The 13505-nt window shown below is 62.8% G+C and carries 15 protein-coding genes; 10 read left to right on the plus strand and 5 right to left on the minus strand.

Annotated elements, in window-relative coordinates; translation table 11 throughout:
* Positions 1 to 4: 4 nt before the first annotated feature.
* From QQL76_RS02080 to hppD, 3 genes are all read right to left on the minus strand, one after another.
* A complete protein-coding gene (locus QQL76_RS02080; protein WP_499206179.1) occupies positions 5 to 1279 on the minus strand; it encodes a relaxase family protein in 1275 nt (424 codons plus the stop codon).
* Entirely contained in the window at positions 1276 to 1674 is a 399-nt protein-coding gene (locus QQL76_RS02085; RefSeq protein ID WP_499206180.1) for a hypothetical protein, read from the minus strand. The genes QQL76_RS02080 and QQL76_RS02085 overlap by 4 nt, the downstream gene beginning before the upstream one ends.
* Before the next feature lie 197 nt (positions 1675 to 1871).
* Positions 1872 to 2987, minus strand: a complete 1116-nt coding sequence (hppD, locus tag QQL76_RS02090) for a 4-hydroxyphenylpyruvate dioxygenase family protein (RefSeq protein WP_499206181.1) — start codon at positions 2985 to 2987, stop codon at positions 1872 to 1874.
* Positions 2988 to 3106: 119 nt separating this feature from the next.
* On the opposite strand from hppD, the gene QQL76_RS02095 reads away from it, so the two are divergent.
* Entirely contained in the window at positions 3107 to 3589 is a 483-nt protein-coding gene (locus QQL76_RS02095) for an Lrp/AsnC family transcriptional regulator (protein ID WP_499206182.1), read from the plus strand.
* A 27-nt stretch (positions 3590 to 3616) separates the two neighbouring features.
* Here the strand turns inward: QQL76_RS02095 and QQL76_RS02100 are convergent, their stop codons facing one another.
* A complete protein-coding gene (locus QQL76_RS02100; RefSeq protein ID WP_499206183.1) occupies positions 3617 to 3838 on the minus strand; it encodes a helix-turn-helix domain-containing protein in 222 nt (73 codons plus the stop codon).
* A gap of 171 nt (positions 3839 to 4009) precedes the next feature.
* A complete protein-coding gene (locus tag QQL76_RS02105) occupies positions 4010 to 5050 on the minus strand; it encodes an AraC family transcriptional regulator (RefSeq protein WP_499206184.1) in 1041 nt (346 codons plus the stop codon).
* A gap of 406 nt (positions 5051 to 5456) precedes the next feature.
* Here QQL76_RS02105 and QQL76_RS02110 point away from each other — a divergent pair, with 406 nt between their 5' ends.
* From QQL76_RS02110 to QQL76_RS02150, 9 genes are read left to right on the plus strand one after another with little or no spacing between them, the layout of a single operon-like run.
* A complete protein-coding gene (locus QQL76_RS02110; RefSeq protein ID WP_499206185.1) occupies positions 5457 to 7019 on the plus strand; it encodes a methyl-accepting chemotaxis protein in 1563 nt (520 codons plus the stop codon).
* 58 nt (positions 7020 to 7077) lie between these two features.
* Positions 7078 to 7386: an STAS domain-containing protein gene (locus QQL76_RS02115; RefSeq protein WP_499206186.1), complete on the plus strand. Its 309-nt coding sequence runs from the start codon at positions 7078 to 7080 to the stop codon at positions 7384 to 7386.
* A complete protein-coding gene (locus QQL76_RS02120) occupies positions 7383 to 7748 on the plus strand; it encodes a response regulator (RefSeq protein WP_126008498.1) in 366 nt (121 codons plus the stop codon). Before QQL76_RS02115 ends, QQL76_RS02120 begins: the two co-directional genes overlap by 4 nt.
* Positions 7749 to 7761: 13 nt before the next feature.
* Entirely contained in the window at positions 7762 to 10107 is a 2346-nt protein-coding gene (locus QQL76_RS02125) for a chemotaxis protein CheA (RefSeq protein ID WP_499206187.1), read from the plus strand.
* 4 nt (positions 10108 to 10111) lie between these two features.
* Entirely contained in the window at positions 10112 to 10579 is a 468-nt protein-coding gene (locus QQL76_RS02130; protein WP_126008502.1) for a chemotaxis protein CheW, read from the plus strand.
* Positions 10576 to 11496, plus strand: coding sequence for a protein-glutamate O-methyltransferase (locus QQL76_RS02135; protein WP_499206188.1), 921 nt, complete (start codon positions 10576 to 10578; stop codon positions 11494 to 11496). The genes QQL76_RS02130 and QQL76_RS02135 overlap by 4 nt, the downstream gene beginning before the upstream one ends.
* The gene (locus tag QQL76_RS02140) at positions 11493 to 12542 is read left to right on the plus strand and encodes a protein-glutamate methylesterase/protein-glutamine glutaminase (RefSeq protein WP_499206189.1); all 1050 of its coding nucleotides are present in this window, start codon (positions 11493 to 11495) and stop codon (positions 12540 to 12542) included. The genes QQL76_RS02135 and QQL76_RS02140 overlap by 4 nt, the downstream gene beginning before the upstream one ends.
* The gene (locus QQL76_RS02145; protein ID WP_126012811.1) at positions 12542 to 12931 is read left to right on the plus strand and encodes a response regulator; all 390 of its coding nucleotides are present in this window, start codon (positions 12542 to 12544) and stop codon (positions 12929 to 12931) included. Before QQL76_RS02140 ends, QQL76_RS02145 begins: the two co-directional genes overlap by 1 nt.
* Positions 12928 to 13473 carry a chemotaxis protein CheD gene (locus QQL76_RS02150; RefSeq protein WP_126008505.1) on the plus strand — a complete coding sequence of 182 codons (546 nt, stop codon included), beginning with the start codon at positions 12928 to 12930 and terminating at the stop codon, positions 13471 to 13473. The genes QQL76_RS02145 and QQL76_RS02150 overlap by 4 nt, the downstream gene beginning before the upstream one ends.
* The last annotated feature ends 32 nt before the right edge of the window (positions 13474 to 13505 follow it).

The raw sequence follows: 13505 nt of genomic DNA on the forward strand, positions 1-13505 counted from the left end.
GTCACTATCGTTCGAGGCGAAGTCCAAGCCCCGCGCCAACCGAGCGCGCGGGCGTCGATGTCCGGTTGCGCGATAGCGAGAGGAAGCGGCCAACATCACTTCGCAGCTCGCGAAGTTGTTCGGCCTGTCCGCTGCGCAGTTCCTTGAATTGAGCCTGGAGGACCGCGCGCTCGGCGCGCTGCCTATCGACAAGTTCCTGGCGTTCTTTGGCCTGGCGTTGCCGAGACTGTTCCGCCTCCGCCTCGTTCTGCGCCCGTGTTTTCTGGTATGCCCCGGTCACCCTCTGCCAGAGGCCGCGAATGCCCTTGGGCAGTCGCGCGGCTCGCTGGCGGTTCTCCTCCTCCCACTCGCGCTGCTGGCGCGTTTTCGCCGCTTCGCGCGCGGCGCGGTGGTTGTGGGTCATCTCCATTTTGTAATGTCCGAGCGTGGCAGACCGTTTGAGGAAGCAGGTCCGCGCTTCCTCAACATGACGGCGAATGGCCGGGGTCATGCGGTCGCCGATGATTTTTTGCGTCGCCTCCACGCCGGAAAGCTGATCGCAATCGCCGAAGCGTTGGCGCACTTCCTTCGTTTTGAGACCGAGCATCTTCGGCAGCGAATAAACTTCGCCCTGGTGGTCCAGAATGACGAAGGCTCGTTTGTCGCCCTTGGCGAGGAAGAACCCCCGCTCTTCCAAAGCGCGTGTGAGCGCCTTGCTATCGTCGGACATTGCCCAGCATTCCTGGACAGCTTGTTTGAGCCAGCGGGGATCATTCCCTTGGCGTTTTGCCTGCTGCCATTCGGCGAGCGTGAAGTTCGTCGGGTCGCGCTTCGCTGAATCGCGGATGCCGTCCGGCATTTTCCAGCCATGTTCGAGGTAAAGCCCGCGCGAAATCTCGGTCAGGCGATTCTTGAAAAACGACATCGGACGCGCGGTCATGGTCTCGGCATCTATCCGGGACCAGACGCAATGGGCGTGGCGACGCCCCTCCTTCTCATGGAAGACGATGGCACGCGGTTGACCCTCAAGCCCGAGCCGCTGTTCGACGGTTTCGATTGCCCGCTCAAAGATCGCGGGCGAAACGCGCTCCTGTTCGGGTGGGCTCAATGATAGCGAGAAGAGATATTGGCTGCATTTGGTGCCACGGCTGACCGCCTCAGCTTCCTGAAACGCGCCTTTGAGGTCATCGGCGCAAAATCCGCGCAACTCGTGAAGCTCAACGTGTTCATTGTCATCGAGCTTCATAAGGTGGGCAGCTAGGTTCTGGCCAAATGCGCGCTGAGAGCCTTTGAGGATCATGGCCGCTCCTCCGGTTGAAGGCCGAGGGCGGTGAGGAGCATCTGACGCAGCGCGCGGATTTCCGCGAGCATAGCAGTCAGCTCTTCTTCAAGTTCTGGCGAGACGGGCAGCGATCCGCTGCGGGCGGCATCGGCCATCTCGGAAAGATTTTGGAACAGTCGGGACTTGCCGAGGACCGCGACAAGACGGGCCAGCGCTTCTCTGTCCTGAACGGCTTGGCCAGCCCGGCGCTTGCGAACCGGGGCCGAGCCCAGAACCTTTTCCTTGATGTAGGCACCAAGCGGAGCGCCCGCAGCCTCCATAGCTAAGCGGGCGCGGTCAGCTTCCGAGAGGCGAATGCTGAAAGGCGCGGGACGCGGAGTTGGGTTTCCAGAAGATGGAAGGTGCTGGGGCATTTTCCGCCGCCCTCACAATGAGGGCGGCGTGGGCCGCGCTAGCGATGTGTCCTTGAGGACATGTTCCCATTCCGCTAGTTCTTCGAATATCCGGTTCGTTTCCTCACCGGATATGCGCACCATCTCCCTGAAGCTTGTCTCTCCCGTTTACAGCCGACCAGGAATGACTGGCCGGCTACCTGTAATCTGCTCAAGCTCTATTCAGCTGCTTCCGGTCTGCTCAGCACGCCGCGGCGGACTTGGTCTTCCTCGATCGATTCGAACAGCGCGCGGAAATTGCCTTCACCGAAGCCATCGTCGCCCTTGCGTTGGATGAACTCGAAGAAGATCGGGCCGATCACGGTCTTGGAGAAGATCTGCAGCAGCACGCGGGTCTCGCCGCCACCGACGACGCCTTCGCCGTCGATCAGGATGCCGCGCTTCTTCAGGCGTTCCAGCGGCTCCTGGTGGCCTTCGACGCGTTTCAGGGACATCTCGTAATAGACATCCGGGGGGCCGGGCATGAATTCCATGCCCGCAGCGGCGATGCTGTCGGTCGCGCTGTAGATGTCATTCGTCGCGATCGCGATATGCTGGATGCCTTCGCCGCGATATTCGCGCAGATATTCTTCGATCTGGCTGTGTTCATCAGCGCTTTCGTTGATGGGAATGCGGATCTTGCCATCGGGCGAGGTGAGGGCGCGCGACGTGAGGCCCGTCTGCTTGCCCTTGATGTCGAAGAAGCGGATCTCGCGGAAATTGAAGGTCTCGGCATAGAACCGGTACCAGGTGTCCATGTTGCCGCGCACGACATTGTGGGTCAGGTGATCGAGATAGAAGAAGCCGAAGCCCTGCGGCTTCGGATCGGTCTCACCCAGCCACTCGTAGTCTGCCGAATAGCAACTTCCATTCTCGCCATACTGATCGATGAAATATAGGAGCGATCCGCCGATACCGACGACAGCGGGCGCATCGATGGACTTGCCGTCGCCGTCGTAGGGCTCGGCGCCCAGGCTGACGGCGCGGGCGAAGGCGTGCTCAGCGTCGACGACGCGCCAGGCCATGGCCGGTGCGCACGGGCCGTGTTCGGCGCAAAATTGCGCGGCATGGGAGTGGGGCTCGGCGTTCAGCAGATAATTGATATCGCCCTGGCGGTAGAGCGTGATCGCCTTGCTACGGTGTCTGGCGACTGCGGTGAAGCCCATCTGGCGGAACAGACCATCGAGAACCTCCGGTTCGGGATGGGCGAACTCGACGAATTCGAACCCGTCCGTGCCGGCCGGGTTGGCTTCAGAGATCGTGGCCTTCGGTGCGTCGTGTGGAAAGGGTCCCATGCGTATCCTCCTCGCTGCAGAACGGCCGCCATTCTACTGCCGGAGGCGTGCAAGCGGCTTGCAATCTCATGCGTGCAAGACGACGATGATGCATCGAAATCGATCAGAGAGCAGCCTCGATGCAAGGAACTCGTATCGACCGCGTCGATGCTGCAATACTCAATGCGCTGCAGCGGGACGCAACGCTGACCAATGCCGACCTGGCGGCCGAGATCCATCTGTCGCCGTCGCAATGCTCGCGACGGCGGGCGGCACTTGAAGCCGGCGGACTGATCAAGGGTTACGGCGCGCTTGTGGACGCGGATGCGCTCGGCTTCGGCATGCGCGCAATCACCCGCGTCAACCTCCGTTCGCACGGCCAGGAGCAGGAGGCTGCCTTTGTCGCGTTTCTCGCACGTCATGAGGAGGTGCGGGCAGCGCACTCCGTGTCCGGCGATGCAGATTATGTGCTCGACATCCGCGTTCCCGATCTCGCCGCGTTTGCGCGCTTCGTCCACGAGAAGCTCCTGCCGCAGCCTCAGGTGACGCAGGTACGGTCGGAGATCGTGTTGAAGACGCTGAAGGATGAGGTGGGCGTGAAAGCGGTTCCGGTTGGTTCATGACGAACCGGCTGGATCTTTTATAATGGGCTATCCGACCAGGCCGAGACGCATGGCCTTGATGACGGCGTGGAGGCGGCTGGAGGCACCCATCTGAGCGGCAGCCTGATCCAGCGTCTGCTCGATTTCGCTGACTGGACGGCCCAGCTGGGCGGCGATCAATGTGGTGTCGCGGCCGTCCGCGAGCAGGCGCAGGCAATCCATCTCGTGCTGGCTGAGCGCGCTGGCGCCCAACTCGTTCATCTTGTTCATGGTCGTCTTTCGAACTCTACGATGAGAGTCTGAGGGCTGCCGACATCCATGCGGGCGGCAAAGCGCTTCGCGGCGGGTCAAGGCGACCGGCGGCGATAAAAGCCTAATATACGAATCTGCTTTGACGCGTTTGACCCGCGGCGCCAATCCGGATGCTGCAATGCACAAAATTCAGTGACGAGAGGGGCTCCGCAGTTCCCGACGGAGTTCGCTCGGCGATCGGCCGAACCAGCGTCTCGTCGACCGGGTGAAGGCGCTTGGCTGGGAAAAGCCGAGTTCGTAGCCGATGTCGGAGATGCTGCGCTCGCTGTCACGCAGAAGGCGACGCGCCCATTCGCAGCGCGTCTGGTCGATGAGGTCGTTGTGGGATGTCCCCGCTTCGGCCAAGCGGCGCTGAAGCGTTCGCTCGCTCATGCCCATGTGGCGGGCCACATGCTCGAGCGTCGGTTCACCGGCGGATAGATTCTGCAGGAGAAAGAGCCGGATGCGCGTCTGGAGGTCGTCGTTCTCGACCTTCAATTCCGCCTGCTTGTTGCATTGTTCTTCCATGAGGCGATGGAGACGCGCGTCGGCCTTCGGGTTCGGCGTCGCCATCAGGCTGGCTGGGAATTCGATGGCATTCATTGCCGCGCCGAAGCGCAGATTGGCCGCCAGCTTGCGGCGATAGAGGCCAAGCGCGGCGGGCGGAGGCCGTTGCAAGATGAAGCGCGCTGCGCGCAGGTTCAGCCCGAGGAGACCGCGGTAGCGTGCCGCAAAGAGCGCAGCAAAATAATCGGTGAACTGGTCGTGGCGCACGATGAGCGCGGGCAGCGACCACTCGAGCCGCGCGATTTCCCCTTTGACGACGATGGCACAGTGCTGCGTTTCCATCAGCAGGCGATGATGACGCACTGCAAAGGAGAGCGACTCGGCGAGCGTCGGCGCACTCAACATGCCGTAGCCATAGATGCCCGTGCTGCCGGGCTCCAGGTGATCGGCCGCTTTCAGTCCAAAGGCGGGATCGCCAGAAATGATCGCGAGCGATTCAAACAGCCGACACAGCCGATCCAGACTGATGCGCGTCGAAAAATCGTTGAAGCTCGATGTGTTGAGCCCCATCGACCGCGCAATGCTGTCGACGTCGATATCACGATCGCGAGCCATTGCGAGCAGCGACGCGCCGAGCGACGCGGCCACTTCAAATCGGTCGGCCAGTTGAGGCGGTTTCGACATCGTTGGCGCACAAGGTTAATACTTTGGCGTCGATGGTATCGCGCCGCCCTGGCCGTGTCGAAGGGTTAAAAGGTCGTACCCGCAACATTTGTTGCTGCAACGCAATACTGCCATTATTTATCTTGCGCGGCAATGCAGAAACCCCCTGAAAAGCGAGGGGCGGCGGGACGACCGCTCAGGAACTTGCTCTCGATGGTTAACCTTCGCGCAAGGACTTCGATCATAGTCTCGCCATCACGACGCAGTGGGTGTGGGGGCGCACAGCCATTCCCCTTAGGCATGATGCCGGTTCGTCGTACCGGACAGAAACCGGTATTTTCCCGACAGAGTTCAGGCATGTAAGTGACGTGGCGTTTCCGGTTTCGACCGGGGCGGATGCGCGCCTGCATGACCGGTTAGGATCACCTTGAGGCAGGATCGGCTCAACGAGCATGGTTTTCGCAGCGACCGGACCGCATTCGTCGCATCGACGATCGGCCAGGGCGAGCGCGAAGCCTTGCGGCTCGTGTCGCCCATCCTCGGGGCTTCTGCAAAAAGCAGCATCGTCTCCTGCCTGGACAGCGCGCAACGAAGCGGCGCGATCGACGGGAACATGCAAGGGCGCCTGAAGCACTCACTGGCCCAGCGTCTGGATGCGATCCTTAATGATCAGGACGATCTTGCACGCGCGGACATCGACCCCGTATTGACGGAGGCCGGCGCGCCTATCGGGCTTGTGCTGGCGGCTTATGGGCAGGCCATCGACGCGGCCATCACCACCATCGTCGAACAGCCCCGTCAGCGGCGCTGGCCGTCTCTCGGCAAACCGGAAAGCGTCGATCTGTCGGCGGTCTCGGCGCTGGTGAAGAGCGTTTTCGCCGACATCGAGGCGATGGTGAGCGAACGCGCTGCGCGCCTGGAAGACACATTCAAGCGCGAAGCCGAAGCGCGTCGGCTCGATACCCGCCAGCGGATCGAAACGGTGCTTCTGCCGCCTCTGCAGGACGCCGCACGGGGCGACACAGGCCGTCGTCTCGAGCCTGCACGACTTCCCGACAGCCTTGTAACCGTTGCCGGCACCATCAACGCGGTGCTCGTCGAACTGGATCAGCACCGGGGCGCACTCGCCGAGGCTACGAAGACGCTGAGGTCGAGCGGCGTGCTTGCCGAGAATGCGCAGGAGCAGGTGCTCGCCCTGACCGGCGAAGCGCGTCTTGTCGTGGAGACGGCTCGCCAGAACAGTGCGCATCTTTCTGCTGCCGTCGGCACGGCAGAGGCGCGGCTTGCTGTCGTGGGAACGTCGATCAGTGACACGCGTGCGAAGGCTAGCGAGGGCGACAGCGCCGCTGCCCACACGATGGCAGCGATGGCCGATATCGAGCGGTCGGCAGAAGAGATCAACCGGCTGATCGGCTCGGTCGATGATATTGCGTTCCAGACGAACCTGCTTGCGTTGAACGCGGGCATCGAGGCGGCACGTGCCGGCGACGCCGGCCGCGGCTTTGCCGTGGTTGCTTCGGAAGTGCGGGCGCTGGCGGAGCGCTCGGCGGATGCGGCCAAGGACATCAAACGCATCGTCGGGCAAACGAAATCGCATGTGGGCCAGGGCTCCGCGCGGGTCAGAGAGACCCGCGACATCCTCAAGGACGTGCTGCTGCGCATGTCTGCCGTCGACGCGGACGCCAAGACTGCAGGCGAGGACCTGATCGCGATCAAATCCGATTGCGGCCTTCTCGGTCAGGGTTTCGGGCACATGGCAGAGACATTCGATGCCATCGATCGCGCCGGCCAGGCGGCAAAGGCATCGATCGCTCACATCATGTCGGTCCCGCTTCATGGTGCGTCTCACGTTGAAGATCGCAGTGATGCGCCCGCGGTGCCGAACTCATACGGGCGGCGCGAACAGGGACGACTGACCGAACCTGTCGCGAACAAGCGACCTTCTCGGGACAACGATGCCTGGGGCTACCTGCGGAGCCTTGGAGCATGACGACGACGGCAACGCGGGAAGGCGGCGGGACGGCCGCACTCTTCAAGGGACAGCACGCATGAATGGAACGATGACGATGATGGACGATGCACAGATCGTCGAACTGCCGACGGTCCTGGACCTCAACGCGGCAGCGCCTCTGCGCGATCGCCTTCTTGCGCGCCGCGGCACGCCATTGGCGCTCGATGCCTCGCGGGTCGAGCGGATCGGCGGACAGTGCCTGCAGGTTCTCTTGGCGGCGCGAAATGCCTGGCAGTGCGACGGCGCCGGCTTTTCGATCGATCGTCCTTCCGACGGTTTCCTCAACGCACTCCGGCAGATGGGTTTTGCCGGTGATCTGACGCCCGCTACGGAGACGACACGATGAAGAAGACGGTGCTGACGGTCGACGATTCCCGCACGATCCGCAACATGCTGCTGATGACGCTGTCGGGGGCCGGCTACGAGACCATCCAGGCAGAGGACGGCGTCGAGGGCCTCGAAGTGCTCGCCCGTTCCAACCCGGACGTGATCGTGACCGACATCAACATGCCTCGGCTCGATGGCTTCGGATTCATCGAAGGCGTGCGGCGGGACGAGCGCACCCGCGCCATTCCGATCCTCGTGCTGACGACGGAAAGCGACCAGGAAAAGAAGAACCGCGCACGCCAGGCCGGTGCCACCGGCTGGATCGTGAAGCCCTTCGATCCTGCGAAACTCATCGACGCCATCGAGCGCGTGACGGCCTGACGGGATCGACATCATGGATATGAACGAAATCAGAGAGATTTTCTTCCAGGAGTGCGAGGAGCAACTCGCCGAACTGGAAACGGGTCTTCTCGCGCTGAATGACGGCGATACCGATCCGGAAACCGTCAATGCCGTGTTCCGGGCGGTGCACTCGATCAAGGGCGGCGCCGGTGCGTTCGCGCTCGACGATCTCGTGGCCTTCGCCCATGTGTTCGAAACGACCCTGGACAAGGTGCGCTCTGGACAGCTTGAGCCGACACATGACGTCTTGAAGGTGATGCTGAAGTCGGCGGACGTCTTGGCAGACCTCACCAACGCCGCCCGCCACGGCGACCAGATCGACCAGGATCGCAGCGCATCGCTCGTTGCCGACCTGGAGGCGCTGGCACGCGGCGAAGGCGTATCGAGCGGCGAGAAGCCGGCCGAAGCCGAGCCTGAGTTCACGCCGGTGCCGGTGATGCTGGACGAACCGCAAAGTGCCGACTTCGCGCCTGTGCCGTTCTCCTTCGATGATTTCGATGACGAAGACACCGCCGCAGCCTCGGGCTTTGTCGTGACCTTCCGGCCGCGGGCCGAGCTCTACGGCAAGGGCAACGACGCCTATCTGCTCTTGCGCGATGTCGCCAAGCTCGGTGCGGCAAAGATCGCGTGCGACAGCAGCGATCTTCCGGATCTCGCGCAGATGGACCCGGAGGGTGCCTATCTCTCCTGGACGATCGAAGTGACCGGTCTGGCCGACGAAGCACCGATTCAGCGGGTCTTCGAATTCGCCGAATGGGATTGCGACCTGACGATTGTGCCTTCGGGAGACGTTTCCGCGGTTCAGCCGGCCGAAGAGATCGTGCTGATGGCTCCGATAGAGACGCCTGCGCCGGTCAAGGCGCCGACTCCGGTGATCACGCCTGCGAAACCAGCTGCCTCGGTCGAAGACAGCGGCATGGTTCCCGTGCCCTTCGATCTGTCCGCATTCGACAATCTAACGGTGGCCGATACGATCGCCCCGCAGCCGGTTGCTGCGCCCGTAGCTGCCACGACTGCGGCATCTGCTCCGGTCGCCCCCGTCATCTCCATCGCGGAAGCGGCGGCCAAGCGCGGCGTCGATCCCGATGCGGCCGACCGCCGCCAGGGTGGGGATCGTCGTGCAGCGGAAACGGTCGCTCCGACCATCCGCGTCGATCTCGACCGCGTCGACCGGCTGATCAACCTCGTCGGCGAGCTGGTCATCAATCAGGCAATGCTGGCGCAGAGCGTCAATGAGAGCGCCGCAGGCACGTCGGCCATCAATATGGGCCTTGAGGAACTGCAGCAACTGACCCGGGAGATCCAGGACAGCGTGATGGCGATCCGCGCCCAGCCGGTGAAGCCCGTGTTCCAGCGCATGTCGCGGATCGTGCGCGAAATCGCCGACATGACCGGTAAGAGCGTGCGTCTGGTGACGGAAGGCGAGAACACCGAGGTCGACAAGACCGTCATCGACAAGCTCGCCGAGCCGCTGACGCACATGATCCGCAATGCGGTCGATCACGGGCTCGAGACACCGGAGAAGCGGCTCGCCGCAGGCAAACCGGAAGAAGGGACGCTGCGACTTGCCGCCAAGCACCGGTCCGGCCGCATCGTGATCGAGATCGCCGATGACGGCGCCGGCATCAATCGCGAGCGCGTCCGCAAAAAGGCGATCGAGAACGGCCTGATCAGTGCCGATGCGAACCTGTCGGACGAGGAGATCGACAATCTGATCTTCCATGCAGGCTTCTCGACCGCCGACAAGATCTCCGACATTTCCGGCCGCGGAGTCGGCATGGATGTGGTCAAGCGCTCGATTCAGCAGTTGGGTGGTCGCATCTCCATCGTCTCCAAGCCCGGCGAAGGCTCGGTCTTCACCATGAGCCTGCCGCTGACGCTTGCGGTGCTCGATGGCATGGTCGTCTCGGTCGCCAACCAGACGCTGGTCGTGCCACTGACGGCGATCGTGGAAACGCTGCAGCCGGAAGCCTCGAAGATCCACCGCTTCGGCGCGGAACAGCGCCTGATCTCGATCCGCGACACCTTCTGTCCTCTGGTCGATGTCGGGCGGGTGCTGTCCTTCCGCCGCGAGCAGGCCGATCCGGTCCACGGCGTTGCCGTGCTCGTCGAAACGGAAGGCGGCGGCCAGCGCGCTCTGATGGTCGATGCCATCCAGGGCCAGCGCCAGGTCGTCATCAAGAGCCTCGAAGCCAATTACGATCATGTGCCGGGCATTGCCGCGGCCACCATTCTCGGTGATGGGCGTGTTGCCCTCATTCTCGACGTCGATGCCGTCGTCGCGGGTTCTCGCGGCGACCAGGCGCGGCCCGAACTTTCCCTCGCAGCAGTAGGATAGGACCATGAACGAGCTTGCCAGGACACAGGCCGACGGCGTTCGCGAACTCATCGCTTTCCGTATCGGCGATCAGGAATTCTGCGTCGACATCATGTCGGTGCGGGAAATCCGGGGCTGGACCCCCGCAACCGCCTTGCCGCACTCCCCGGGCTTCGTGCTCGGCGTCATCAACCTGCGCGGCGCGGTGCTTCCCATCATCGATCTGTCGAGCCGTCTCGGCATGAAGGCAGCCGATCCGACTGCGCGGCACGTCATCATCGTGGCCCAGGTGCACAAGAAGGTCGTCGGGCTTCTGGTCGATGCCGTCTCCGACATCTTGTCGGTCACAAGCCAGAACATCCAGCCGACGCCGGAAGTCTCTTCCGAGCTCGACAAGTCGTTCGCCCGCGGCGTGCTGGCGATCGAGGGTCGGATGATCTGTCTCATCGAACTCGAAGCCCTCTTCAAGTCGAGCGAAAGCGAAGCTGCATGACACGCCCACTGGCGCGCGACGGCGGAGGCCTGCCCGGCGAAGAGCTGTTGGTCAGCGGCGAATTTCCGCTGACCCGTCGTGATCTCAACGAGATCGCGGCGATGATCTACGCTGACGCAGGCATCCATCTCAACGAGACCAAGGCCTCGCTCGTCTATTCGCGGCTTTCCAAGCGCATTCGCCAACTGCGCCTGTCGAGCTTCCGTGACTATTGCGAACTCGTCTCTTCACCGGAAGGCGCGGACGAGCGGCGTGAGATGCTGTCGTTTCTGACGACGAACTTCACGCGCTTCTTTCGCGAAAACCACCATTTCGACCATCTGCGCGACACGGTGCTGCCGCCGCTCCTGAAACAGGCGAAAGCCGGGGGACGGGTGCGGATCTGGTCGGCCGGCTGCTCGGACGGCCAGGAGCCCTATTCGATCGGTTTGACCGTCCTGTCGCTGATGCCGGAGATCGCTTCCTACGACTTCCGAATTCTCGCGAGCGACATCGATCCGAAGATCATCGCCAAGGCGAAAGCCGGGCGTTATGACGACCATGCGGTCGAGACGGTGCCATCCGCGCTGCGTTCGCGCTTCATCCACGAGGCGAAAGGCGAGGCCGGTGCCCGTTGGGAAGTCTCCTCGCAGGTCAAGCAACTGATCGCGTTTCGTGAGCTCAATCTTCTGCGTGAATGGCCCTTCAAAGGGACCTTCCAGGTGATCTTCTGCCGCAACGTCGTGATCTATTTCGACGAGCAGACACAGGCGCGCGTCTGGAGCCGCTATTACCAAACGCTGGAGGAGGGCGGTCATCTTTACATCGGCCATTCCGAGCGGGTGTCCGGCCCAGCGAAAGACGGTTTCGACAACGTCGCCATCACCACTTACCGCAAGAACTCGGGAAGGCCGGCAGGCAGGAGCGGCACGTTATGAACTCTCCCATCAGGGTGATCGTCGTCGATGACTCCGCCACGATGCGGATGATGATTTCGGCCGTGCTCAATGCCGATCCGGATATCGAGGTCGTTGGCCAGGCGTCGAACGCCATGGAAGCGAGAAGCGCCATCAAGGCTCTCGATCCTGACGTGGTGACGCTGGATATCGAAATGCCCAGCATGAGCGGGCTCGAGTTCCTCGAAAAGATCATGCAACTGCGACCGATGCCGGTGATCATGGTCTCGACCCTGACGCAGCGAGGGGCCGAAGCGACGCTGGCGGCGCTTGAGATCGGCGCTTTCGACTGCATCGGAAAACCTGTTCCGGGCGAAGGCAAGCCGTTTGCAGGACTGACGACACTGGTCAAGGAAGCGGCCGCATCGCGGCTGAAGCGGAGCTATCAGCGGCCTTCGGAAAAGGCTGCGCCGGCGCCTGTCACCTCGGACTACCGCCCGCGCAACCGCATCATCGCGATCGGTGCGTCGACCGGTGGTGTTGAGGCGCTGATCCAGGTTCTCTCGCGGTTTCCAGCCAACTGCCCGCCGACGGTCATCACACAGCATATGCCGGCAACCTTCACGCGCAGCTTCGCGGAACGCCTGGATCGCCTGTGCGCGCCGAAAGTGGCCGAGGCGATCGATGGCGAGCCCCTGTCCTTCGGCCGCGTTTATCTGGCGCCAGGCGGCGAGCGTCATCTGGAAATCACCAACGGATCGGGACCGCGGTGCCGGCTGGTGGAAAGTGGAACGGTGAACGGCCACCGGCCGTCTGTCGACGTCCTGTTCCGCTCGGTTGCCGCCACGGCGGGCAAGAACGCCGTCGGCGCGATCCTGACCGGCATGGGCCGGGACGGCGCCCAGGGTCTGCTCGCCATGCGCCAGGCGGGTGCTGCAACGTTCGGTCAGGACGAGCGCAGCGCGGTTGTCTATGGAATGCCTCGCGTTGCGCAGGAGATAGGAGCTGTGGCGATGCAGCTGCCCCTCGATGCCATCGGAGATGAAATTATTGCCGCAACGGCGGCCAAGAAGATCGGGGTTGTGTGATGTCGCTTGCGCAAAAAATCAAAGTACTCATCGTTGACGACCAGGTGACCAGCCGCCTGCTGCTCGGCGAAGCGCTCCAGTCATTGGGCTTTTCGCAAATCACCGTGGCAGGCGATGGTCAGCAAGGTCTCGCGATCATGCAGCAGCAGCCGCATCATCTGGTCATCTCGGATTTCAACATGCCGAAGATGGATGGGCTCGGTCTTTTGCAGGCGATCCGCTCCAATGCACAGACGAAGCGGGCAGCGTTCATCATGCTGACGGCCCAGGGCGACCGCGCCCTGGTGCAGAAGGCTGCGCAGCTCGGTGCGAACAACGTGCTGTCCAAGCCTTTCACGGTGGAAAAGATGCAAGCCGCGATCGAGGCCGTCTTCGGTGCGCTGAAATGACAGCCGGTGCGGTCCGGCGCGTTCATGTCATTCAGGGAGAGTATCACGTCAGCGACGATCCGAACGTCGTTCTGACCACGATCCTCGGCTCCTGCGTCGCCGCGTGCCTGCGGGATTCGGCCGCCGGAATCGGTGGGATGAACCACTTCCTGCTGCCCGGCGGACCGGGGTCCTCCGGCAACGCCGCGACCCGATACGGCGTGCATCTGATGGAACTGCTGATCAACGAGCTCTTGAAGAACGGCGCGCGCCGCGATCGGCTGCAGGCGAAGATCTTCGGCGGAGCGCAGACCATCGCGCAGTTTTCCAATGTCGGCAGGCAGAACGCGGAGTTTGCGACGCGGTTTCTGACCGACGAGCGCATTCCGATCATCAACGCCTCGACCGGGGGCGATCTCGGCCGCAAAGTCGAGTTCTGGCCGGTGAGCGGACGTGCCAGACAGCATGCGCTCGACAACACTCAGACGCAGCGCGCCGTTGAAATGGAGCGTCCTCGTCCCGTGGCGCCGGCTCCCGCGGATGGCGGCGTGGAATTCTTTTGATTGACGGCGTCGACCACGCCGAAGTGCCTTTT

It is taken from the genome of Rhizobium albus (assembly GCA_030160035.1).
Lineage (GTDB): Bacteria > Pseudomonadota > Alphaproteobacteria > Rhizobiales > Rhizobiaceae > Georhizobium > Georhizobium albus.